Genomic DNA, 22,997 nt, shown 5'->3' with positions numbered 1-22,997 from the left:
GATCCGGGTCGCGAAAACCCCGCCGAGCGTAAGCCGGCGGGGTTTTCTTTTGCCTGCCCTTCGGCTCAGCGGCCATTCCGCCCGCTTGCGTCGAAATCGGCCATCGCCGCCGGCCGCGGCCGGACCAGAGGGGGAACCTTCCGCGGCGGATGCGGCACCTCGGCGCCCGGCTTCTCCGCATCGAACACCCTGCGCGACTGCTCGATCGCCGCGTTGTTCGCGGTCGCCCAGGCGAACAGCGCCTTCAGGGGCTCGATCAGGGTCTGGCCGCGATCGGTCAGCGCGTAATCCACCCGTGGCGGGATCGTCGGGAACACGGTGCGGGTCACCAGCCCGTCCCGCTCCAGCCCGCGCAGGGTCAGGGTCAGCATGCGTTGCGAGATGCCGCCGATGGTCCGGCGCAGCTCGTTGAAGCGCATCGGCCCGTCCGACAGCAGCCCGACCACCATCACCGTCCATTTGTCGCCGACCCGGGCCAGCACGTCGCTGACCGCCCGGCACTGGTCGTGCTCCTCGCTCACATCGGTGTTGCTGGGTTCCAAAAATGTGCCTCCTTGCGCGGCTCATGGGCGGTCATCAATTTAGCCCCAGTCACTAAATGTGACTACCCCCGGGTCGGATCAACCCGGGGGCATCCCATCGGCCGGCCGGCCCATCCCCCTGTCCCTCGACCATGAGGACCCGTTCCCGATGAGCCGTATCCTGTTCGTCACCTCCAGCCCGCGCGGCGGCGCCTCGCTGTCGACCAAGGTCGCCACCGCCCTGGTCGACCGGCTGCAGGCGCAGTCCCCGGGCGCCACCGTCGTCCGCCGCGACCTGGCGGCGCAGCCGCTGCCCCATATCGGCGAGGATTTCGTGGCCGCCCAGGCCCTGCCGGCCGAGGCGCGCAGCCCGGCGCAGCAGGCGGCGCTGACCCTGGCCGACACGCTGGTGCAGGAGCTGTTCGCTGCCGATGTCATCGTCATCGCCTCGGCGATGATCAATTTCGGCCTCGCCTCGACGCTGAAGAGTTGGTTCGACTATCTGATGCGCGCCGGCGTCACCTTCCGCTACGACGAGACCGGCGTGCACGGCCTGGTGACCGGCCGGAAGAAGGTCTACCTGGTCGAGGCCTATGGCGGCGTCTATTCCGACGGGCCCTACAAGCCCTTCGACTTCCACGAACCCTATCTGCGCCATGTGCTCGGCTTCATCGGCCTGACCGATGTCGAGACCATCGCGGTCGAGGGCGTCGCCTACGGCCCGGAGGCGGCGGAGAAGGCCGTCGCCGGCGCGCTCGACAAGGTCTCGACGATCACGGCGCAGGCGGCCTGATCCCGCCGTCGGGGCCGGCCGGAGATGGCCGGCCCCGGACGACGGTCCGCCGCCCGGCCCGCGGCGGGGATGCCGCACCGGCCAGCCGCCACACCAGGGCGCTGGCACCGCGCACCTCCACCCACAGGCCCGGCCTCGATCGTGGCGCCTGCTCGGCGCGCACCACCTCGAGATCGAAAGCGGCCGGTCCGGGCATGCCCATCGCCGCCCAGCGACGGTAGGCGGCGTCGAGTTGCCGCGCGGCGGTCGCGGCGCCATAGCCCAGCAGCATTCCCGGCCGGCAGATCGCGACCGACTGCGCCGCCGCGTCGACCAGGCCGAAGGCCGAGGTGGAGAAATCCTCGCCCGTCCCGTCGTCGAATACCGTGAAGCCGGGCTCGGTCTGGCCGAGGAACAGGCGGAAGGCATAGGCCGCGCCGCCGAACCGCGTCGGGTCGCGGAGGCCGAGCGAGAGCGGGCGATGCAGCGCCGGCGTCGCGCCGATCCCGGGCCAGAACGGCAGCTCGGCGAGCCGCCGGCGCCCGGCCCCCCGCTCCTGCCCCGGGCCGGTGAAGCGGACGAAGCCGCCGGGGACTGCCTCCAGGGCCCGGAACCGGTCGCCTTCCCGGCGCAGCACCGCCACGTGGCAGTCCCGGCCGGCGCCGCCCGCCAGCGCGATCGGCAGCAGCAGCCGGCCGCCCTCGGCCACCTGGTCGAACAGCGCCGCCGGCAGGTCCCAGACCGCCGCCGTGATCATGGCCCGGTCATAAGGCGCCCCGGCGGCATGGCCGGCGGTGCCGTCGCCCTCGACGATCGCGACATTGGCGATGCCGAGCGCCGCGAGGTCGTCCCGGCTGCGCCGTGCCAGCTCGCCGAGGATCTCCACCCCGGCCACCTGCCCTCCCTCGACCAGCCGGCCCATCACCGCGGCGAGCCAGCCGGAGCCGGAGCCGATCTCCATCACCCGATGCCCCGGTTCCAGCCCCAGCCGGTGCAGCAGCCACAGCACGTAGCTGGGCTGGGAGTTGGTCGAGTCGAGCGCCGCGTCGTCCGGCCCGACATGGGTCAGCACCCGGTCACTGTAGATCGCGGCGAGGTGGCGCTGCCGCTCGGCGTCGAAATCCTCGACCGGGCCGTCCCGCTCGACCCGGAAACGGTGCACGAAGCGATGCCGCGGCGCCTCCCGCACCGCCCGGCGCAACCGCTCAGGCAAGGCCTCGCCGCGGCGGCGGAAGGCGGTGTCGAGCATGCCCAGGAAGCGGCTGATGTGCTCTTCGATCTCCGGCTCCATGATCCCTCCGGCAGGACTGTCTGCCGGGGAATGCGCATGGCCCGCCCGGCCGCGGACCGGACATATTTTTCGCCTCGCCTGTCCGCGTCCGGCGCCCCCGCGCGCATAGTGGGGCCGGATGCAGGACACCTCGCCCCTCAAGCCGCGGATCGCGCTCCAGGCCTTCAGCCTGACCGAGAAGGACGTGCGCCGCGCCCTCGCGGCGCTGTCCGAGCCGGACCTGCTTCGGCTGCAGGCGATCGCGCGGCTGCGCTGCCGCGGCCTGCCGGGGCTGGACTGGCAGGAGCTGCTGCACGAGGCGGTGCTGCGCGCCCTCGACGGCTCCCGCCCCTGGCCGCCCGGCGTGACGCTGGTCGCCTTCCTGGCCGGGATCATGCGCAGCCTGCGCAGCGACCATTGGCGCCGCCAGCGCACCATGGCCGCCGCGCTCTCGGCGCAGGCGGAGGAGGTTGCGGACCAGCCGCCGGATCCGGAGCGCATGGCCGCCGCCAGCCAGGCCCTGGCGGCGATCGACCGGCTGTTCGCCGACGACCCGGCGGCGCTCGCCGTCATCCTGGGCCTGAGCCAGGGCCTGTCGGCCGGGGAGATCCGGGAGCGCACGGGCCTGTCCGAGACCGAATACGATTCCACGCGCAAAAGGATGAGGCGGGCGCTGCTGCGCCACGGCCTCACGGGATCGCCATGACGCATCGTCCCGACCATGCGCTCGAGCGCCTGCTGGACGCGCTGGAGGCCGAGCTGGCCGCCGCGTCCGAGGACGAGATCCGGCAGGCCGCCGCCGAGACCCGGCGCAAGGTCTCCTATGCCGCCTCGGATGTCCGCGGCGTGATCCGGCGCGCCGGGGCCGTCGACGGCTTGTCCCCGGGGACGTCGGTCACGCCGGCCGGACGCACCGGGTTGTCGCCGCATCGCTGGCACTGACGGCCGGTTCAAGGCCGGAGTTCGCAGCCCTGATCCGCGGCGACAGGCCACCCTCTCCAGGCAGGGCAACCTGCTAGCCTGTGACGGCACGTTGCAAACGTCACCCATCCACGACCGTCACCAACGGAGAGTCGCATGGAATACCGTCAGCTCGGCGGATCCGGCCTCAAGGTTCCCGTGCTCAGCTTCGGCACCGCCACCTTCGGCGGCACCAACGAGTTCTTCCAGCGCTGGGGCAGCACCGATGTCGCCCAGGCCAGCCGCATGGTCGATCTGTGCCTGGAGGCCGGGGTCAATTTCTTCGACACCGCCGACGTCTACAGCCAGGGCGTGTCGGAGGAGATCCTGGGCCAGGCGCTGAAGGGCCGGCGCGACAAGGTGCTGATCTCGACCAAGGCCACCTTCGCCATGGGCGACGGGCCGAACGATGTCGGCTCGTCGCGCCACCACCTGATCCGCGCCTGCGAGGCCAGCCTGAAGCGGCTGGGCACCGACCATATCGACCTGTACTTCATGCACGGCTTCGACGCGATCGCGCCGGTCGACGAGACGCTGCGCGCGCTGGACGACCTGACCCGCAGCGGCAAGATCGGCTATATCGGCGCCTCCAACTTCTCCGGCTGGCACCTGATGAAGGCGCTGGCGACCTCCGAGCGCTACGGCCTGGCCCGCTACGTCGCCTATCAGGGCTACTACTCGCTGATCGGCCGCGACTATGAGTGGGAGCTGATGCCGCTCGGCCTCGACCAGAAGGTCGGGCTGATGGTGTGGAGCCCGCTGGGCTGGGGCCGCCTGACCGGCAAGATCCGCCGCGGCCAGGCCGCCGGGGCCGGCCGTGTCGCCTCCGGCGGCGATGTCGGCGGGCCGCCGGTCGAGGACGAATACCTGTACGACGTGGTCGACGCGCTGGACCGGGTGGCGCAGGAGACCGGCAAGACCATCCCGCAGGTGGCGCTGAACTGGCTGCTGCAGCGGCCGACCGTCGCCAACATCGTCGTCGGCGCCCGCAACGAGGAGCAGCTGAAGCAGAATCTCGGGGCGATCGGCTGGAATTTGACGCCGGAGCAGGTGGCGGTGCTGGACGATTCCAGCCACCGCACCCCGGCCTATCCCTACTGGCACCAGATCGGCTTCGGGCGCAACCCGAAGCCCACCGCCTGGGAGAGGCGGAAGGGGTAAGGCCTTTCTTCCGTCATTGCGAGCGTAGCGAAGCAATCCAGGGGCCGGTGCGCACCGGCCCCTGGATTGCTTCGTCGCTGCGCTCCTCGCAATGACGGGTTTGGTCACGAGACGTCTTATCCGCCCCTCACGACACCGCGGTCAGCTTCGGCTTGCCCGCGCCGGCGCCGAACTCGCCGGGATGCAGCTCATGCGCCCCGGCCGGCTGGCCGCCGGCGCCGATGCCGAGCGCCGGGAACAGGAGCTCGGCGACGTTGTACGCCTCCTCCAGATGCGGATAGCCGGAGGCGATGATGGTCTCGATGCCGAGATCCTGGTATTCGCGCAGCCGTGCCGCCACCGTTTCCGGGTCGCCGACCAGGGCGGTGCCGGCGCCGCGCCGCACCAGGCCGATGCCGGCCCAGAGATTGGGCCCGACCAGCAGCCTGTCGCGCCGGCCGCCATGCAGCGCCGTCATCCGCTTCTGGCCCACGGAATCCGACCCGTCGGCCAGCTTCCTCTGGGCCTCGGCGATGGCGTCGTCGGAGACGTCGCGGATCAGCCGCTCGGCCACCCGCCAAGCCTCCTCCTCGGTCTCGCGCACGATCAAATGGAGGCGCATGCCGAAGCGCAGCGTCCGGCCGCGTGCCGCCGCGCGGGCCCTGGCAGCCTCGATCTTCTCCGCCACCTGGCCCAGCGGCTCGCCCCAGGTCAGGTAGGTCTCAACCTGGTCGGCGGCGAGGTCGAGCGCCGCGTCGGAGGAGCCGCCGAACCACAGCGGCGGATGCGGCCGCTGCACCGGCGGGAAGGACAGCCTGCCGCCCTTCACCTTGAGGAACTGGCCTTCGAAATCCACCGTCTCACCGGCCAGCAGGCGGCGCCAGATGGTCAGGAACTCCGCCGCCTGGGCATAGCGCGTGTCGTGGTCGAGGAAGACGCCGTCGCCGGCCAGCTCGGCCGGGTCGCCGCCGACCACGACGTTGAGCAGCAGGCGGCCATTGCTGATCCGGTCCAGCGCCGCGGCCTGGCGGGCGAAGAAGGCGGGCGTGGCGACGCCGGGGCGCAGCGCCACCAGGAAGCGCAGCCGTTCGGTCGCCGTGGCCAGCGCCGTGGCGGTGATCCAGGCATCCTCGCAGCCGCGGCCGGTGGGCAGCAGCACGCCGGAGAAGCCGAGCCGGTCGACCGCCGTGGCGATCTCGCGCAGATAGCGGAACTCGGCCGGGCGGTGCCGATCCTGGGTGCCGAGATACGGGCCGTCGCCGCTGGTCGGGATGAACCAGAACAGGTCGAGCGGCTTCCGGGTGTCGGACATGGAGGAATTCCTGCTGTGGTTCAGGCGCCGGTCCAGACGATGTCGCGGATCGCGATCGGCGCCGGGATCAGCCCCAGCGCGGCGAAGCGGTCGGCGATCTTCTGCTGCTGGGCCGCGATCTCCTCGGTCACCGGGCCGATCCGGAAGCTGGCGCGGTCGACCGAGCGCTGCTCCGCCGCCAGGCTGATGCCGGTCTCGTCGGCGAACAGCCTGGCGACCTCGTCATGGTGGCCCTCGGCCCAGGCGCCGACCTCGCCCAGCGCCGCGACCAGGCTGCCCAGCGCCGCCGGATGCGCCGCGGCGAAGGCTTTGGAGGCGAGGAAGTAGGAGTTCTGCGGCTCGATATCGGCGGAGGTGGCGAGCACCCGCGCCCCCTCCTCCAGCTCGGCGATGGCGTAGTACGGGTCCCAGATCGACCAGGCGTCCAGGCTGCCGCCGGCGAAGGCGGCGCGGGCATCGGCCGGGGCGAGATAGACCGGGGTGATGTCCTGCCAGCCGAGCCCGGCCTTCTGCAGCGCCCCGACCAGGAAGTTGTGGGCGCTGGACCCCTTGCCGACGCCGACCCGCAGCCCCTTCACATCGGCGAGAACCTTGGCCGGGGAGTCCTTCGGCACCACCAGGGCCACGCCCTTCCCTTCCGTCGGCTGGGCCGCGGCGTAGACCAGCTCGGCCTGCGCCGCCTGGGCGAAGATCGGCGGGGTGTCGCCGGTGGCGCCGAAATCGATGCTGCCGGCGTTCAGCGCCTCCAGCAGCGGCGGGCCGAAGGCGAACTCGATCCATTCGACCGCGATGCCCTGCGGCGCGAAATGCTGCTCCAGCGATTTGCGGGTCTTGGCGACCAGCAGGATGCCGTTCTTCTGGTAGCCGATGCGCACGGCCTTCGGCGCCTCCTCGGCCCCGGCCGAGCGGCAGGCCAGTGGCGCCGCGGCGGCCAGGGCGACGGTGGTCGACAGCAGGGTGCGGCGGGAGAGCATGTCCGGTCCTCCAGGGATGGGACGGACAATCTCTCAATGATCTGTGGAATACGTCAATCTGATTATCAGATAAGAGTGTAATTAAAAACACAAAATACAGAAATATACAGTCATTATATGACCATCATCGCGAGGAGCGAAGCGACGTGGCGATCCAGCGGCACCGGCCCCTGGATTGCTTCGTCGGCTTCGCTCCTCGCAATGACGAATTGGGTGGATCACGCCGCCTCGGGCCGCTCCTCGGCGCAGCTCTCGGCCAGCTGCTGCGCCACCATCCGCACCGCCGGGGCGGCGCCGGGCTGCAGCATGACGGCGAGCTCGCTGGGCGGCACCGGCGGATATCCCTCCTCCGGCCGCAGGATGCGCAGGTCGTCGCGCAGCGAGCGTTCGACCAGGATGCCGATGCCGAAGCCGGAGGCGATCGCGGCCTGCACCGCCGGCAGGTTCGAGCCGGTGAAGGCGATGCGCCAGCGCCGGCCGGCGCTCTCCAGCGCATGGATCGCCCGCGCCCGGTAGATGCAGCCCTGGCCATAGGCCACCAGCGGCACCGGGTCGTCCGGCGGCACGCCGTGGTGGCGGCTGGCGACCCAGACCAGCCGCTCCGGCCAGGATGCCACGGCGGTGCCGATGCCGGCGTCGCGCTTGATCACGGCGATGTCCAGCTCGCCCTGGCCGAAGGCGCGGCGCAGCTCCGACCCCGCGTCGCAGCGGACGTCGAGCCTGAGGCCCGGGCGCAGCCGGGCCAGGCCGGACAGCGCCTCGGTCAGCCGCGCCGCGGCGAAATCCTCGCCCAGCCCGACCCGCACCACCGCCAACCCGTCCGGCCGGCGCAGCGCATCCTCCGCCTCCTCGCTCAGCGCCAGCAGGCGGCGGGCATAGCCCAGCAGCCGCTCGCCCTCCTCGGTCGGCGCCACGCCCTTGCCCTGGCGGTGCAGCAGCGGCCGGCCGATCGACTCCTCGAGCTTGCGGATCTGCTGGCTGACGGTCGACTGCGTCCGGTGCACCCGCTCGCCGGCGCGGGTGAAACCGCCGGCATCGACCACGGAGACGAAGCTGCGCAGCAGGTCGAGGTCGAGCATGATCCACCTATCGGTTTTTCAACTGCATCATATTTAACCATTGAATTTCCAAATAGTCGACCGCGCGACTATGGTGCGGCCGATCCGAAGGAGATCGACCATGCACGCCGCGTCCATCCCGGCTTCCGATCGCAGCGCCCTGGTGCGCTGGGGCTTCCCTGCCCTGTTCGTGGTGCTGTGGGCCTCGGCCTTCACCGCCGCCAAGGTGGCGGTGACCTACGCCCCGCCCTTCCTGCTGCTGTCGACGCGGTTCCTGCTGGCCGGGCTGGTGCTGGCCGGCCTGGCCCGGCTGTCGGGCCGGCGTTGGACGCTCGGCCCCGGCGCGGTGGCGCGCTTCGCCCTGCTCGGCATCGTCACCATGGCGGTCTATCTGGCCCTGTCCTATTTCGGGATGCAGAGCGTCACCTCCGGCTTCGCGGCGCTGATCATCAGCATGAACCCGGTGCTGACCGTGGTGCTGGCGGCGCCGCTGCTGGGCGAAAAGCTGACCCGGGCGAAGCTGGCCGGGCTGGCGCTCGGCGTCGTCGGCGTCGGCATCGTGCTGCAGAGCCGGCTCGGCGGCGGCATCGAGGGGCCGGTCGGCATCGCCTTCACCTTCGGCGCGCTGGTGGCGCTGTCGGCCAGCACCATCCTGTACAAGCGGATCGCGCCGCCATCGAACGGACCGTCCGGCGACCTCTGGTACGGCACCGCGGTGCAGACCCTGGCGGCCGGCATCGTGCTGCTGCCGCTGGGCCTGGCGCTGGAACCGGTGTCGGCGATCCGCTGGACGCCGGAGCTGCTGGCCGGCTTCCTCTGGCTCGCCCTCGCCGTGTCGCTGTGCAGCTACCTGCTGTGGTTCGACATGCTGGACCGGCTCGGCGCCTCCACCGCCAGCGCCCTGCACTTCCTGGTGCCGCCGATCGGCCTCCTGCTGGGCTGGGCGGTGCTGGGCGAGCATGTGCCGCCGCTCGACCTTCTCGGCGTGGTGCCGATCGCGCTCGGCATCCGCCTGGTCACCCGCCCTGCGCCCGCCCGCCGCTAGGCCGCGGACATCACCCGGGTGATCGCGGCGCCCAGCAGTTCGACGCCCAGGTCGATCTCGGCGTCGGTGGCGGTCAGCGGCGGGGCGATGCGCATGGTGCCGCCGGAGAAGCCGGCGCGGACGATGTTGGCGGACAGGCCGAGCTCCAGCGCCGTGTCGGTGACCGAGTCCGAGATCCAAGCCGCGTCGCGCCCGCCGGCATCGGCGAATTCCAGCCCCAGCAGCAGGCCGCGGCCGCGGACGTCGCCGATGCAGGGATGGCGTTGCTGCAGCCCGCGCAGCCCTTCCATCAGCCGCGCCCCGGCCACGCCGGCCCGCGCCGCCAGCCCGTCGCGGGCCACGATCTCCAGCACCTTCAGCCCGATGGCGGCGGGCAGCGGGTCGTTGACATGGGTGGTGTAGAACAGGAAGTCGCGCGCCTCGGCCTCCGCCGCGATCGCTTCGCTGGTCATCACCGCGGCCAGCGGCAGGCCGGCGCCCAGCGTCTTCGACAACGTCAGGATATCCGGCACCACGCCGTCGCGCTCGAAGGCGAACATCAGGCCAGTGCGGCCGATGCCGGTCTGTGCCTCGTCCAGGATCAGCAGCATGCCGCGGGCCCGGCAATGGTCCCGCAGCGCCGCCAGGTAGCCGGGTGGCAGGTCCAGCACGCCGCCACTGCTGAGGATCGGCTCGGCGATGAAGGCGGCCAGGTTGCCGGTGCATTGCCGGTCCAAGAGGGCGAAGGAATCGTCCAGCTCCTGCCGCCAGTCCACGCCAGGGAAGCGCGGGCGGTAGGGGTTCGGCGCCGGGATGGCGAACTGGCCGGGCATCAGCGGGCCGGTGCCGCGCCGGCCGGCCTTGTAGGTGGCGGCCGCGGCGGCGCCGGTCATGCCGTGCCAGGACTGGGTGAAGCCGACGATCTCCCATCTGCCGGTGACCAGCTTGGCCAGCCGGATCGCCGCCTCGTTGGATTCGCCGCCGGTCGACAGCAGCATCACCTTCGGCAGGCCCGGCACCAGCGCGGCCAGGGCCTCGGCCAGGTCGACCACCGGCGCCGACAGCATCGAGGAGAACAGGTGGTCCAGCCGCCCGACGCCGTCGCGCACCGTGGCCACGATCTCCGGATGCGAATGGCCGAGGATGGCGCTCATCTGGCCGGAGGTGAAGTCCAGCACCCGGCGGCCGGCGACATCCCAGAGGAACGCGCCCTCGGCCCGCACCGGCACGAAGGGCACGAAGTCGCCGCCATAGCGCAGCAGGTGGCGGCGGGCGCGGGTCCAGAAGGCGGTGTCGAGATCGGCGGAGATGGCGTCCATGGCAGGAGTCCCCCTGAAAGGCCTGTGCCATCCTCTGTCCCCGGCCTGCCCTGCCGCAAACGCAGAGAATTCGCTGGACTCATGAGAGCAATTCACCATTCATCAGGCGATGAAGCGACCGCCCCTGCCGCTGCGCGCGCTCGCCGCCTTCGAGGCCGCCGCCCGCCTGGAGAGCTTCCGGGCGGCGGCGGAGGAGCTGGCGCTGACCCCGTCGGCCGTGAGCCACCAGATCCGCATCCTGGAGGCGCGGCTGGGCCTGCGGCTGTTCAACCGGGTCGGCCGCGGCGTGGTGCTGTCGCCCGACGGCGCCGAGCTGTTCGGCCGGATCAGCGGCAGCTTCGACGCCCTGGCCGAGGCGGTGGAGGCCGCCGCCCGCCGCGGCCGCCGCGCCCGCCGGCCGGAGGTGGTGGTGCTGCGCACCCCGCCGTCGCTGGCCGGCAACTGGCTGCTGCCCCGCCTGCCCGTCTTCCTGGCCGGGCATCCGGAGATCGACATCCGGGTCCATGCCGACCTCCGCCTCGCCACCGAGGGCGGCGGTCGGGCCGAGGCCGAGGGGGGGGTGGACCTGGCGATCTGGTACGGCGACCATGCCCCGGCGGCGGCGGTGCCGCTGCTGGCCGAGACGATCCAGCCGCTCTGCGCCCCCTCCCTGGCGGCGCGGGGCCTGGGCGGGCCGCGCGACCTGCTGGCCCTGCCGCTGATCGTGACCCGCGACAACCGCGTGTCGTGGGAGGGCTGGTTCCGCCGCCAGGGCGTGGCGCTGGACGACGGCTTCGCCGGCACGCTGCAGCTGGACCCGTCGCATGTCGCGATCGAGGCGGCGGTGAAAGGCCTGGGCGTGGTGCTGGAGAGCGACGCGCTGACCGGGGACGCGCTGCGCGCCGGCCGGCTGGTCGCCCCCTTTCCCGGCCTCGGCGTGTCCTGGACCGCCTATTGGCTCGACATCGCCCCCGGCGCGATGCGGCGGGCCAGCGTCGGGGCGGTGCGCGCCTGGCTGCTGGAGAGCGCTGTGCGCCCTGCTTCCGATTAGAGCAATTTCGCGTGACCTCTCCCGCCTGGCGGGAGAGGTCGGGCTCGCGCAGCGAGACCGGGTGAGGGCTGGTCCCGGCCTCGACAAACTCCCCTCACCCGGAGCCGCTTCGCGTCTCCGACCTCTCCCGCAAGCGGGAGAGGCAACGCGTAAACTCCGCCTGCCTTACGCCACCCGCGGCAGCGGCTGCGGCTTGGCCGGCGGCCGCAGCGCCTCCGGAATCCATTCGCCATGGGCCGCCAGCAGGTCGTCGACCAGCTTCCAGATCTGGTCGAGGTCCAGCTCCGCCGCCGTGTGCGGGTCCAGCATGGCGGCGTGGTAGATGTGGTCGCGGTTGCCGGTCAGCAGCGCCTCGACCGCCAGGGACTGGACGTTGATGTTGGTCTGCATCAGCGCCGCCAGATGCGGCGGCAGCCGGCCGATGCCGATCGGCTGCACGCCGTTGCGGTCGACCAGGCAGGGCACCTCGACCGTGCAGTCCTGCGGCAGGTTGTCGATCAGCCCGTGATTGGCGACGTTGCCGTAGATCACCGCCGGCTGGCCCGTCTCCTTCGCCCGGATGATGGTCGAGCCGTATTCGACGCTGCGCTTGATCTCCAGCGGCACGGTCGGGTCCTGCAGCTGGGCCTTCAGCGCGCCCCATTTGTCGATCTGGCGCTCGCAGCGGGTGATGTATTCGTCGAGCGGGATGTTGAACCGGTCGACGATCTCCTCGCGCCCGCGCTTGATGTACCAGGGCACGTACTCGCTGAAATGCTCGCTGGATTCGGTGACGAAGTAGCCGAGCCGCAGGAACATGTCGTAGCGGACCCGGTTCCACTCCGGCACCCGGCCCTCCTCCACCACCTTGCGGATCAAGGGCGTCAGGTCCTGCCCGTCGCGCTCGAACTTCAGGTAGAAGGCCATGTGGTTGATGCCGCCGCAGAGATAGCTGATCTCCTCGACCGGCACGCCGATATCCTCGGCGATCTCCGCCGCCGTGCCCTGGACGCTGTGGCACAGGCCGACGGTCTTGATGGTCGTCGCCCGGTTCAGCGCCCAGCAGTTCATCGCCATCGGGTTGGCGTATTGCAGATGGGTCACGTCGGGGCACAGCCGCTCCATGTCCCGGGCCTGCTCCAGCAGCACCGGCACGGTGCGCAGCGCCCGCATGATGCCGCCGATGCCGAGCGTGTCGGCGATGGTCTGGCGCAGCCCGTAGGTCTTCGGCACCTCGAAATCGGTCACCGTGCAGGGCTTGTAGCCGCCGACCTGGATCATGGTGATGGCGTAGTCGGCGCCGTCCAGCGCCCGGGCGCGGTCGGTCGTCGCCTCGATCGTCGCCGGCGCCTTCAGCGCCTCGGCGATGCGCCGGGCCACGGTCTCGGAGGTGGCCAACCGCTCCGGATCGATGTCGTAGAGGGTGATGCGCGCATCCGCCAGCTCCGGATAGGACAGGATGTCGCCGATCAGGTTCTTGGCGAAGACCGTGCTGCCGGCGCCGATGAAGGTGATCTTGGGAGAGGTCATGCGGAGGGTCCCGGTTGGCGGAAGGCCCGCGGCGCGGCGGCCGCGGGCCGAGTGGAGGGCTATTCGAACAGCGCGTTGACCTGGTCGTTCGCCTCTTTCAGCAGCGGCGCGACCGGCACGTCCTCAAGGAAGATCCGGTCGAAGGCCACGTTCATGGTCGACAGGATCTGCGGCGAGTAGTCGGTGATCGGGTAGAGGAAGGTCTGGTCCGGTGTCGCCTCGCTGGTGAAGGCGGTGACGTCCTGGCCGCGCCCGGCGAAGGCGTCCTGGGCGATCTTGGCGGCCGACGGGATCGCCGGGAACACCACGCCGGCCTTGCCGATGATGCTCTGGCAATCGGCGGAGCCGAGGAACTTCACCCACTCCCAGGCCTCGTCCGGATGCTTGGTGCCGGTCCAGATCGAATCCCCGAGGCCGTTGAACATGCTCTTGCGGCCCTGCGGCCCCTTCGGCAGCGGCACGAAGCCATAGGGGAAGGACACGTTCTTGGCGTACCAGGTGGAGTTCCAGGATCCGTCGGCCACGATCGCGCCCTTGCGGGCGCCGAGCAGCGCCGTGCCGCCGAGCGCGCCGACATCCTTCTGCGGCAGGCCGTAGCCCTTCTTCAGCGACAGGTCGCGCAGCCAGGTCAGGGTCTCGGCCAGCACCGGATCGTCGTAGTGGTATTTGGTGCCCCAGGGCTCGTCGATGAACTTGAAGCCGGCGGAGACGGCCAGCCAGCTCCACTGCGTCTGGCCATAGCCGTCGATCTTCGGGGTGATCAGCCCGTACTGGACGACGTTCTTGGGGTCGAAGCCGGCCTCGTCGCCGCGCTTGCCGTTGGCGTCGAGCGACAGCTTGGCCAGGATCTTCTCGAAGCTGCCGCCATCCTTCGGGTTCCAGGTGGCGCTCTTCAGCTCGTCGACGGTGACCCCGGCCTTGTCCAGCATCTCCTTGTTGTAGACCAGGGCCACCGTGTCCCAATCCTTCGGCATGCCGTACAGCTTGCCGTCGCGGGTCCAAAGGTCGACCAGGCCCGGGCTGTAGATCTTGGTGTCGACCTTGTCGCGCTCGACCATGGGCGTCAGGTCCATGATCTGCTGGTTGGCGACGAATTCGGGATAGGAGCGCAGATGGTCGGCGAAGACGTCCGGCGCCTCGCCCGAGACGAAGCCGGTCGACAACGTGGTCCAGTAGTCGAGCCAGCCATACTGCGTCACCTTGACGGTGATGTCCGGGTGCTTGGCCGTGAAGGCGGCGGCGCATTCCGCATAGTGCGGCGCCTGCAGCGCGTCCCACAGCCAGTAGTTCAGCTGGGTCTCGGCCCGGGCGGCGCCCCCGGCCGCGGCCAGGGACACGGTCGTTGCCGACAGCAGCAGGATCCTCGACAGGCTCACACGCATCTCAGGCCTCCTCCGGTTTCGTTGATTGGCACGCGGGTCATTTCAGCCCGCTGAACTGCAGGGATTCGACGACGCGCCGGCCGAACAGCACCAGCAGCACGATCACCGGCACGATCGACAGCACCGTGCCGGCCATCAGCCCGGTCCAGTCCGGATTGCCGTTCTGCTGCTGGGTCTTGAACGCGGCCAGCGCCACCGACATGACCCGGACATCGGCGTCGCGCCCGACCAGGAACGGCCAGAAGAAGTCGTTCCAGGCGTTGATCGACAGCAGGATCGCCAGGGTGGCGATGGCGCTCTTGTGCACCGGCAGCACCACCGACCAGAAGGTGCGGAACGGTGTGGCGCCGTCGATCCGCGCCGCCTCCTCCAGTTCCCGCGGGGTCGACAGGAAGAACTGGCGCAGGAAGAACACCGCGAAGGGCGACATCAGGATGGTCGGCGCCACCATGCCCTGGAAGGTGTTCAGCCAGCCCAGCTCCTTGATCAGCACGAAGTTGGGGATGAACAGCACGATCGCCGGGATCATGGTGGCGGCGATGAACAGGTAGAAGATCACCGTCGACCCGATGAAGCGGATGCGGGCGAAGGCATAGGCCGCCAGCGCCGAGAAGAAGATCTGCCCGCCGACCGTCAGCAGCGTGAAGACCAGGCTGTTGCGCAGCGCCAGGGCGAAGTTGATCGGCGTCGACGGCGTGGCGGGGTTGACCGGCGCCAGGCCCAGGACGCGTCGGAAATTGTCGAGCGTGACCTCGACCGGCACCAGCAAGGTCGCCTGGTCGAACAGCGTCGCGGTCGGCACCAGCGCCGTCTTCAGCGTGATCCACAGCGGGAACAGCGAGCAGACGATGAAGGCGCCCAGCACCGCCCAGGCCAGGATCCGGCCGGGGGACAGGCGGGACATCGGCGCGCGCGGCAGGATGGCGATCGCGGTCATGGCTGCCTCACTCGAGATCCGAGCTGCCGGCGCGCAGCGCCCGCATCTGCAGGATGGTGATCAGGATCAGCACCGCGAACAGCACCACCGACATCGCCGAGGCGTAGCCCATCTTCGAGAAGCGGAAGGCGCTTTCGTAGACGTACCAGATGATCGCGCTGGTCGAATTCGCCGGCCCGCCCTGGGTGGTGACGGCGATGGTGTCGAAGATCTGGAACGACCCGATCACGCTGGTCACCAGCACGAAGACCAGGACCGGGCGCAGCAGCGGCAGGGTGATGCGGCGGAACACCACCCACTCCCCCGCCCCTTCCAGCCGCGCCGCCTCGTACAGCGACCGCGGGATGGCCTGCAGCCCGGCATAGAACAGGAGGGCGGTAAGGCCGACATGGCGCCAGATGTTGATGCCGGCGACCGACATGATGGCCAAGTCCGGCGTCGCCAGGAAGGATTGGCGCGGGATGCCGATCAGCCCGAGGAAGGCGTTGGTCATGCCCAGCAGCGGGTCCAGCAGCCACAGCCAGATCAGCGCGGCGATGACGTTGGACAGCAGGTAGGGCGCGATCACCACCGCCCGCAGCGCCACTGACTTGCTGAGCCGGTCCATCAGCACCGCGAGCACGAGGCCCAGCACGGTCTGCAGCGGGATGTTGTAGAGCACATAGGCGACGGTGATGCGGGCCGACTGCCAGAAGCGCGGGTCGTCGAACAGCTTCAGGTAATTGTCGAAGCCGACGAATTTCGGCGCCCGCATCAGGTTCCAGTCGGTCAGGCTGATCTCGACCGCCCGCAGCGTCGGGTACAGATAGAAGACGGCGAAGCCGATCAGCGCCGGCAGGATGAACAGCCAGCCGGTGACGTTCCGCTGCAACGCCGCCCGCAGCTTCGGGCGGGACCGCAGCCAGCCGCGCGCGGCCGCCGACCTGCTCCATTCCGCTGCCACCATCCCTCGACCATCCTCCCCGGATCGGGCCCCTGCGGCCTGCGGCGGCGGGGCTTCTGTCTGCGGATGACACGTGTCACTTCCGTTACTAACACGTGTTAGCTATAGTCAAACGAGATCCGGCCGGCTTGTCAAGCGCCGACCGGCATGGCAGAGGGACGAGGATGCGCCCGGTCCGCCGGGCGGCCGACGAAGCGGATGGACATGGAACGACGCAGGGTCACCAGCCACGATGTTGCCCGCCGGGCCGGGGTGTCGCGCGCCACCGTCTCGATGGTGCTGAACCGGTCCGACGCGGTGGTGATCAGCGCCGAGACCCGGCAGCGCGTGCTGGAGGCGGCGGCGGCGCTGGGCTATCGCCCGAACTCGGCGGCGCGGATGCTGGTGCGCGGCGACACCGAGACCATCGGCCTGGTGGTCACCGACCCGCAGGTGCTGGCGGTCGACGGCTTCGTGCCGCAGCTCCTGTACGGCATCGCCCAGGCGACGCGGGAGAGCGGCTACCGCATCCTGCTGGAGGGGGTGGAGCCCGGGGCCGGCCCGCATGCCTATGGCGAGCTGGTGGAGGGCCGCCGGATCGACGGGCTGATCGTGCTGAACCCGCCGACCGACGCGCCGCAGATCCATGCGCTGATCGACCAGGGCTTCCCGCTGGTGCTGCTGGGCTCGGTCCGCCACCCGCGCGAGCACGCCTGCAACTTCTCCACCCGCCGCGCCATCCGCCGCTCGATGGACCATCTGGTCGGGCTGGGGCACCGGGCGATCGCCCATATCGGTTTCTCGCCGCCGGGTTTCGTCGCCACCGACGCGCGGCTGAACTCCTACCGCGAATCGCTGCGCGCCCACGGCATCGAGCCGGACGACCGGCTGGTGGCCTATGGCGCCTTCAGCGCCGAGAGCGGGCACCGGGCGATGCGCGAGTTGCTGGACCGCGATGGACCGCGGCCCACGGCCGTGCTGGCCGGCAACGACACCATTGCCCTGGGCGCCCTGGCGGCGCTGGCCGATGCCGGTCTGCGGGTGCCGGACGACATCGCCGTGGTCGGCTTCGACGACCTGCCCTTCGCCGCCCAGCTGCGCCCGGCCCTGACCACGGTGCGCAACCCGGGCGTCGAGCAGGGCCGCCAGGCGGCGCAGTTGCTGATCCGCCTGCTGAAGGGCGAGACGGTCGAGCAGCGCCGCATCGCCCTGCCGACCGAGCTGGTGGTGCGCGACTCCTGCGGCGCCCGGCGGGTCAGAGGATGAGGTCCGACGCCGCCAGCTGCGTCAGGTCCCGGGCCGTGACGGCGAGGTCCGCGACGCGGTCGCCGTCGGCGTCGGCCGAGATCAGGAGATCGTCTCCCCGGATCTCGTAGCGCAGTTCCCCGGCGATACCGCTGAAAGCGGCGGTGCCGATGAAGGTGAAGGCCTGGTTGCCGGCCGCCGTGAGATCGGCGTCGATGCGCGAGAGGTCGATCCCGTCGCCGTCGCCGGCGCTGAAGTCGAGGATGGTGTCCTCCTGGCCCGGCAGGCTCTCGACCAGCCGGTCGATCCGGAAGATGTCGGCGCCGCTGCCGCCCCTGAGGCCGTCGGCGCCCCGCCCCCCGACCAGGGTGTCGTCGTCGTAACTGCCGTCGAGATGGTCCGTGCCGCCGCGGCCGGAGAGAAGATCGTTGCCGAAGAAGCCCTGAAAGACGTTCCCCCCGTCGGTTCCGACCAGGATATCGTGCCCGAGGGTGGCCTCGATCCCTTCGAAATTGAGGACCGACATTTCATGGAACACGCCCGGCTCATCCTCCGGCCCGACCAGCGCCGTGCCGTTGCCCAGATGCACGAAGGCGCCCCGGCCACCGACCCAGAATTCATCCTTGCCGGCACCGCCATCCAGAACGATGTTGTCACCGAGTTCGGAAGACCGGTTCAGGGCAACGAAGTCGTCGCCGGCGCCTGTATGGATGCTGGTGTCGTCAACGGACGTGAAGCCGGACCAGCCGACGAAGTCCGCCCCGGATCCGCCTTGGACCGTATCGCCGCCGTCGCCAAGGGTGATGTGGCTGTTTCCCGTGTGCCCCGGACCCAGCTCGATCACATCCGATCCGGTCAGCGCGTCGACGGAGTCGAATTCGTCACTCGCCGGCACGATGATGTGATCATCGCCGGCGGTTCCCTTGTAGTAAGCCATGTGATGCCTCCAGGACTGTGGCCGCCGGCCGGTCGCGCGGACCGCACGACGATCAGAGGATGAAGTCCGCTGCCGTCAGTCCCGTCAGGTCCCGAACCTTGACGGCGAGGTCGGCGACGCCGTCGCCATCGGCATCCGCCGAGACCAGGAGATCCCCGCCCATTGCCTCATAGCGCAGCTCGCCGGCCGCGCCGCCGAAGGCCGCGGTGCCGATGAAGGCGAAGGCCTGGTCACCCGGCGCGGTGAGGTCCGCGTCGATGCGCGACAGGTCGATCCGGTCGCGGGAGGTGAGGTCGAGGATGGTGTCCTCCTGCCCCGGCAGGCTCTCGGCCAGGCGATCGATCCGGATGATGTCGGCGCCCGGGCCGCTCGACAGCCCGTCGGCGCCGAGCCCGCCGACCAGGACGTCGTCGCCGATGCTGCCCTCCAGCCGATCGGTGCCGCCATGGCCGGACAGCAGGTCGTCGCCGCTCGAGCCCCGCAGGAGATTGCCCCCGTCGGTGCCGACCAGGATGTCGTGCCCGCCGGTGCCGCTGGCATCCTCGAAGTTCCGCACGGGCGTCTCGAGGAACACGCCCGGCTGGTCCTTGGGCCCGATCAGCGCGGTCCCGTTGCCGAGATGGACGAAGACACCCCGGCCGAAGAACGAGACATCGTCCTTGCCGTCGCCGCCATCCAGCACGCTGCCCGGCCCCTGGGCGTAAATGCCGAAGGACACGTGATCGTCCCCGGCCCCGCCGCTGAACGTCAGATGCCCGATCCCGGCCGCATCCCACAGGCTCACATACTCCGATCCGGGCCCGCCATGGACCGTGTCTCCGCCATCCTCGAGCTGGATGCGGACATTTCCCGTATTCCCCGGATCCACCTCGATCAGATCCGATCCCGTATAGGCCTCGACATAGGTCCAATCGTCATTGGCCGGCACGACGATATGGTCGTCGCCGTCGGTTCCGTAGATTTCCCGGTAGTCCTGGCTGCCGGCGGCTCCCTCGAGCTCCGTCATCTCCTATCCTCCTTGCATCGCGCCGAAGTCGGCATCTCCGGTGGCCGGTCCGGGACCGAGCGGAGGATGGCGCGATCCTCCGCCATGGCCGTCGCCGTGACGGCGCGATCGGCGGCCGGCCCCACAGGTGCCGCCCGGACCAGGATTGAACCCGCCGTTGCTGGGAACGACGAAGCGATCGTCACCCGGAATTCCGGAGAATTCCGGCTTTCCTGCCCGCAATCACGAGAGGCAGGACAGCAACATCTCACAAGGCCTCTGGATAGTCATTTTTCCCATTTTAAGGAATTTAAATAACAATATTTGCCAATCAAGATAATACCAATCCCATTGATCGAAGCAGAGAACCCCTCGATTCGATCGGCCTGGCGGGGCCAAAACCCGCAGGGACAGCAGGCGCCGCGGACCGAACCTTCCCTGAAACGCGGCGAATTTGACGGCAATTTGAGATACTCTGACGCGACATGCCCGATCTTCGGGGATGGATAGTCAAAGGGATTTTCTTATGCGCATTTCGACGGGCGTATTGTTCGCCCTGGCCGCGATCGGCGGCCTGGCCGCGGCCACCCCGGCCGTTGCCGACGACCTGGAGTTCACCCTGACCAACGCCACCTCGGTCAGCGCCACGGAATTCTACGTGTCGCCGGGCCAATGTCGACAATTGGGAGGACAACCTGCTGGAGGGCAAGTACCTGCCCTCCGGCAACGAGGTGACGGTGACCATCGGCGACGGCCGCCGCACCTGCACCTACGACCTGAAGACGGTGTTCGAGGACGGGCGGACGGCGGAGAATGACGGCGTCAACCTGTGCGAGCTCGGCAAATTGAGTGACCGGCCGCCGGGGGCGGCGCTGGGCCGCCCCGGCCCCGATCTCATGGCGTCGCGGGCGTGCAGCCCGGCCGGTCGAACAGCGCCGCCAGGCCACAGGCCGAGGTCAGCATGCGGTCGCCGTCATGGCCGACGCCCTCGACCAGCAGCAGCCTCTGCCGGAATTCACCGGGGTGGCGCTCGCGCAGATACTGCACATAGGCCTCGCCGCGGGCGAGGCGGTAGGGGCCCTGCGCCTCCGCCATGCAGGTCTTGTCCAGCGCCGGGTGGTTCGGGTCGGTGTCGGCGGTGCCGAGCAGATAGGTCACGTCGCGGCCGAGATAGGCCTGCTCCAGCCCCGCCGGAAGCGCCGATCCGGCATAGGCCGGCAGGTCGGCCATGCCGTATTTCCAGCGGTCGAATTTCGGGCAGGAAGCGGCGCCGGCGAAGGGGCCGAAGCCGCCCTCCCCGTCCGGCCGGTCGGCGCTGAAATAGGCGTAGGTGGACGGGTTGGCGACGACATAGCGCACGGCGATGCCGGCCGCGATCGGCCCTGCCTCGCCGCGGCCCAGGATGGCGTAGCGCTGCACCACCTGGCCGCCGCCGGAATGGCCGGCCATCACGATCGTCTTGAGGTCCGGGAACAGCGTGCGGTCGGCCAGCTTCGCCAGAATCGCGTCGAGGGCGGCGAAGGAGCTGATCGGGGCCGGGCCCTTGGCGTCGGCGCCGCCCTCCCAGCCGGTCGTGCCCCAGCGCAGCGTCCCGGCCGGCAGGTGATAGGCCGCCGCGTCGATCTCGGAGAGGAACTGCGGCACCACCAGGATCGCGGCCGTCCCCGCCTCCCCCGCCGCCGCCAGCGCCTTCTCGCCCGAGGCGTTGTAGACATCGGCGTTGCGCAGCCGGCCATGGATCACGATCACCGCCCGGGTGACGCCCGGCTGCGGCTTCGACCAGTCGCGCGAGACGTAGAGCGCCAGCTCGCCGGTGCCGGCCGGCGTGGTCACCGCCAGGCGCCGGTCGGCCACCACCTTGACCGGGTGCGGTTTCTCATCCGCGGCCTGCAAGGGCAAGGCCGGAAGCATCAGGCAGGACGCCGCGGCGATGCCGAGGATTCGTCGCAGGATCACGCTGGGTCTCCTTGCTGATGACGACCCCACACGGCGAACGGGCGGCGAACCGTCGCCGGTCCCACCCCCTCACCCTTCCGCCGCCTTCGGCGTCGGGCCCTCCCTCTCCCCAAGGAGAGGGGACCAGGAGCCGCGCCCTTACACCTCTCCTTGGGGAGAGGTCGAAATCGCACAGCGACTTCGGGTGAGGGGGCGGCTCCGGTCCATCCGCCGGAGCGGAGCGCCGTTCACTCCGCCGGGGCGGGGGCCGCTCCGTCATCCAGCGCCGGCAGCGGCTCGCCGGCCAGGGCGGCCTTCAGCCGGTCCTGGTCCAGCGCGCCCTCCCAGCGGGCGACGACGACCGCCGCCACGGCGTTGCCGACGATGTTGGTCAGCGCCCGGCATTCCGACATGAAGCGGTCGACGCCGAGGATCAGCGCCATGCCGGCGACCGGCACGGTCGGCACCACCGACAGCGTCGCCGCCAGGGTGATGAAGCCCGAGCCGGTGACGCCGGCCGCGCCCTTGGAGCTGAGCATCGCCACCAGCAGCAGCAGGATCTCGTCGCCATAGGACAGATGCGTGTTCGTCGCCTGGGCGATGAACAGCGCCGCCATGGTCATGTAGATGTTGGTGCCGTCGAGGTTGAAGGAATAGCCGGTCGGGATCACCAGGCCGACCACCGGCTTGGCGCAGCCCGCGCGCTCCATCTTCTCCATCAGCGACGGCAGCGCCGCCTCGGACGAGCTGGTGCCCAGCACCAGCAGCAGCTCGGCCTTGATGTAGCGCACCAGCGCCAGCACCGAGAAGCCGTTGTAGCGGGCGACGGCGCCGAGCACGACGACCACGAAGATGATCGCGGTGACATAGAAGGTGCCGACCAGGAAGGCCAGGTTGACGACCGCGCCGATGCCGAACTTGCCGATGGTGAAGGCCATGGCGCCGAAGGCGCCGATCGGCGCCACCTTCATCAGGATGTGGACGACCTTGAACACCGCGCCCGACACCGACTTCAGGAAATTCAGCACCGGCGCGCCCTTCTCGCCGGTCATGGCGAGGCCGACGCCGAACAGCACCGAGACGAACAGCACCTGCAGGATCTCGGGGCCGGCCTTCAGGTCGGTGCCGACGAAGGCGCTGACCAGGCCCGTCGGGATGATGTTCAGCAGGAAGCCGACGATCGACTGGTCATGCGCCTGGGTGGTGTATTTCTCCACCGCCTTCGGGTCCAGCGTCGCCGGGTCGATGTTCAGGCCCGAGCCGGGCTGCACCAAGTTGGCGATCACAAGGCCGACGATCAGCGCCAGGGTCGAGAACACCAGGAAGTAGATCATCGCCTTGGCGCCGACCCGGCCGACCTTCTCCAGGTCGTGCATGCTGGCGATGCCGGTGACCACGGTCAGGAAGATGACCGGCGCGATGATCATCTTCACCAGCTTGATGAAGCCGTCGCCCAGCGGCTGCAGCGACGCCCCGGTGTCCGGCCAGAAATGGCCGATCAGGACGCCGATCACGACCGCGATCAGCACCTGGACGTAGAGATGGCGGTAGAACGGCACGGGCGGCTTCGGGGCCGTGTCGGCGGCGTGAGAGGCCATGGCACACACTCCTCGGGGCACGGGCCGCGATGACCGCGGCCGGGCCGGCATTGGGGTTTCCTGCCGCCCCGGGGATGCCCTTCTTGCGGACGGCCCTCCCGGTGTCGCAAGCGCCGTGCCAGACGAGGCGCTCCCGCCCGAATTTCGCCATCTTGTTGATCGGAAAG

The 22,997-nt window shown here is 70.1% G+C and carries 21 protein-coding genes; 7 read left to right on the top strand and 14 right to left on the bottom strand.

What is annotated here, in order from left to right; all coding sequences use genetic code 11:
* Positions 1 to 65 precede the first annotated feature (65 nt).
* A complete protein-coding gene (locus BWR60_RS07715) occupies positions 66 to 542 on the bottom strand; it encodes a winged helix-turn-helix transcriptional regulator (protein ID WP_179221671.1) in 477 nt (158 codons plus the stop codon).
* A 148-nt stretch (positions 543 to 690) separates the two neighbouring features.
* Between BWR60_RS07715 and BWR60_RS07710 the strand changes: the two genes are divergently transcribed.
* Positions 691 to 1,314 carry an FMN-dependent NADH-azoreductase gene (locus BWR60_RS07710; protein ID WP_088150418.1) on the top strand — a complete coding sequence of 208 codons (624 nt, stop codon included), beginning with the start codon at positions 691 to 693 and terminating at the stop codon, positions 1,312 to 1,314.
* Here the strand turns inward: BWR60_RS07710 and BWR60_RS38645 are convergent.
* Positions 1,295 to 2,584 carry a protein-L-isoaspartate O-methyltransferase family protein gene (locus BWR60_RS38645; RefSeq protein ID WP_088150417.1) on the bottom strand — a complete coding sequence of 430 codons (1,290 nt, stop codon included), beginning with the start codon at positions 2,582 to 2,584 and terminating at the stop codon, positions 1,295 to 1,297. The two genes, BWR60_RS07710 and BWR60_RS38645, sit on opposite strands and share 20 nt — an antisense overlap.
* Before the next feature lie 118 nt (positions 2,585 to 2,702).
* Here BWR60_RS38645 and BWR60_RS07700 point away from each other — a divergent pair, with 118 nt between their 5' ends.
* The 3 genes from BWR60_RS07700 (at position 2,703) to BWR60_RS07690 (ending at position 4,684) form a co-directional block, all read left to right on the top strand.
* Positions 2,703 to 3,269 carry an RNA polymerase sigma factor gene (locus tag BWR60_RS07700; RefSeq protein WP_218823386.1) on the top strand — a complete coding sequence of 189 codons (567 nt, stop codon included), beginning with the start codon at positions 2,703 to 2,705 and terminating at the stop codon, positions 3,267 to 3,269.
* Positions 3,266 to 3,505: a hypothetical protein gene (locus BWR60_RS07695; RefSeq protein ID WP_088150416.1), complete on the top strand. Its 240-nt coding sequence runs from the start codon at positions 3,266 to 3,268 to the stop codon at positions 3,503 to 3,505. The genes BWR60_RS07700 and BWR60_RS07695 overlap by 4 nt, the downstream gene beginning before the upstream one ends.
* 135 nt (positions 3,506 to 3,640) lie before the next feature.
* Complete coding sequence (locus tag BWR60_RS07690) at positions 3,641 to 4,684, top strand: aldo/keto reductase (RefSeq protein WP_088150415.1); 1,044 nt, start codon at positions 3,641 to 3,643, stop codon at positions 4,682 to 4,684.
* Between the two features lie 127 nt (positions 4,685 to 4,811).
* Here BWR60_RS07690 and ssuD read toward each other — a convergent pair whose 3' ends face one another.
* From ssuD to BWR60_RS07675, 3 genes are all read right to left on the bottom strand, one after another.
* Entirely contained in the window at positions 4,812 to 5,975 is a 1,164-nt protein-coding gene (gene ssuD / locus BWR60_RS07685) for an FMNH2-dependent alkanesulfonate monooxygenase (RefSeq protein ID WP_088150414.1), read from the bottom strand.
* 20 nt (positions 5,976 to 5,995) lie between these two features.
* On the bottom strand, positions 5,996 to 6,949 hold the full coding sequence (locus BWR60_RS07680) for an aliphatic sulfonate ABC transporter substrate-binding protein (RefSeq protein WP_088150413.1): 954 nt from the start codon (positions 6,947 to 6,949) through the stop codon (positions 5,996 to 5,998).
* A gap of 218 nt (positions 6,950 to 7,167) precedes the next feature.
* Positions 7,168 to 8,028 carry a LysR substrate-binding domain-containing protein gene (locus tag BWR60_RS07675; protein ID WP_088150412.1) on the bottom strand — a complete coding sequence of 287 codons (861 nt, stop codon included), beginning with the start codon at positions 8,026 to 8,028 and terminating at the stop codon, positions 7,168 to 7,170.
* A 100-nt stretch (positions 8,029 to 8,128) separates the two neighbouring features.
* On the opposite strand from BWR60_RS07675, the gene BWR60_RS07670 reads away from it, so the two are divergent.
* Entirely contained in the window at positions 8,129 to 9,052 is a 924-nt protein-coding gene (locus tag BWR60_RS07670) for a DMT family transporter (protein WP_088150411.1), read from the top strand.
* Here BWR60_RS07670 and BWR60_RS07665 read toward each other — a convergent pair.
* The gene (locus tag BWR60_RS07665) at positions 9,049 to 10,350 is read right to left on the bottom strand and encodes an aspartate aminotransferase family protein (protein WP_230982986.1); all 1,302 of its coding nucleotides are present in this window, start codon (positions 10,348 to 10,350) and stop codon (positions 9,049 to 9,051) included. The two genes, BWR60_RS07670 and BWR60_RS07665, sit on opposite strands and share 4 nt — an antisense overlap.
* A gap of 109 nt (positions 10,351 to 10,459) precedes the next feature.
* Between BWR60_RS07665 and BWR60_RS07660 the strand changes: the two genes are divergently transcribed.
* Complete coding sequence (locus tag BWR60_RS07660; RefSeq protein WP_088150410.1) at positions 10,460 to 11,380, top strand: LysR substrate-binding domain-containing protein; 921 nt, start codon at positions 10,460 to 10,462, stop codon at positions 11,378 to 11,380.
* A 165-nt stretch (positions 11,381 to 11,545) separates the two neighbouring features.
* On the opposite strand, the gene BWR60_RS07655 is transcribed toward BWR60_RS07660, so the two are convergent.
* Genes BWR60_RS07655 through BWR60_RS07640 form a run of 4 tightly spaced genes read right to left on the bottom strand, consistent with a single transcriptional unit; the run spans position 11,546 to position 16,154 of the window.
* Entirely contained in the window at positions 11,546 to 12,889 is a 1,344-nt protein-coding gene (locus BWR60_RS07655) for an alpha-glucosidase/alpha-galactosidase (RefSeq protein WP_088150409.1), read from the bottom strand.
* 59 nt (positions 12,890 to 12,948) lie between these two features.
* Positions 12,949 to 14,271 carry an ABC transporter substrate-binding protein gene (locus tag BWR60_RS07650; RefSeq protein WP_088150408.1) on the bottom strand — a complete coding sequence of 441 codons (1,323 nt, stop codon included), beginning with the start codon at positions 14,269 to 14,271 and terminating at the stop codon, positions 12,949 to 12,951.
* A 37-nt stretch (positions 14,272 to 14,308) separates the two neighbouring features.
* Complete coding sequence (locus tag BWR60_RS07645; RefSeq protein ID WP_218823385.1) at positions 14,309 to 15,208, bottom strand: carbohydrate ABC transporter permease; 900 nt, start codon at positions 15,206 to 15,208, stop codon at positions 14,309 to 14,311.
* Positions 15,209 to 15,215: 7 nt separating this feature from the next.
* Positions 15,216 to 16,154, bottom strand: coding sequence for a carbohydrate ABC transporter permease (locus tag BWR60_RS07640; protein ID WP_088150407.1), 939 nt, complete (start codon positions 16,152 to 16,154; stop codon positions 15,216 to 15,218).
* Positions 16,155 to 16,355: 201 nt separating this feature from the next.
* Between BWR60_RS07640 and BWR60_RS07635 the strand changes: the two genes are divergently transcribed.
* Positions 16,356 to 17,396: a LacI family DNA-binding transcriptional regulator gene (locus BWR60_RS07635; protein WP_088150441.1), complete on the top strand. Its 1,041-nt coding sequence runs from the start codon at positions 16,356 to 16,358 to the stop codon at positions 17,394 to 17,396.
* Here BWR60_RS07635 and BWR60_RS07630 read toward each other — a convergent pair.
* The 4 genes from BWR60_RS07630 to BWR60_RS07610 all read right to left on the bottom strand — a co-directional run bounded on the left by BWR60_RS07630 (position 17,386) and on the right by BWR60_RS07610 (position 22,830).
* Positions 17,386 to 18,312: a calcium-binding protein gene (locus BWR60_RS07630; protein ID WP_088150406.1), complete on the bottom strand. Its 927-nt coding sequence runs from the start codon at positions 18,310 to 18,312 to the stop codon at positions 17,386 to 17,388. The genes BWR60_RS07635 and BWR60_RS07630 overlap by 11 nt on opposite strands.
* A gap of 52 nt (positions 18,313 to 18,364) precedes the next feature.
* Complete coding sequence (locus tag BWR60_RS07625; RefSeq protein ID WP_088150405.1) at positions 18,365 to 19,318, bottom strand: calcium-binding protein; 954 nt, start codon at positions 19,316 to 19,318, stop codon at positions 18,365 to 18,367.
* A gap of 873 nt (positions 19,319 to 20,191) precedes the next feature.
* Complete coding sequence (locus tag BWR60_RS07615) at positions 20,192 to 21,253, bottom strand: hypothetical protein (RefSeq protein ID WP_088150404.1); 1,062 nt, start codon at positions 21,251 to 21,253, stop codon at positions 20,192 to 20,194.
* A gap of 227 nt (positions 21,254 to 21,480) precedes the next feature.
* Positions 21,481 to 22,830: a dicarboxylate/amino acid:cation symporter gene (locus BWR60_RS07610; protein WP_088150403.1), complete on the bottom strand. Its 1,350-nt coding sequence runs from the start codon at positions 22,828 to 22,830 to the stop codon at positions 21,481 to 21,483.
* Positions 22,831 to 22,997: the final 167 nt, after the last annotated feature.

It is taken from the genome of Inquilinus limosus, from assembly GCF_002195995.1.
Classification (GTDB): domain Bacteria; phylum Pseudomonadota; class Alphaproteobacteria; order DSM-16000; family Inquilinaceae; genus Inquilinus; species Inquilinus limosus_C.
This window is presented reverse-complemented; position numbering and strand designations above follow the sequence as displayed.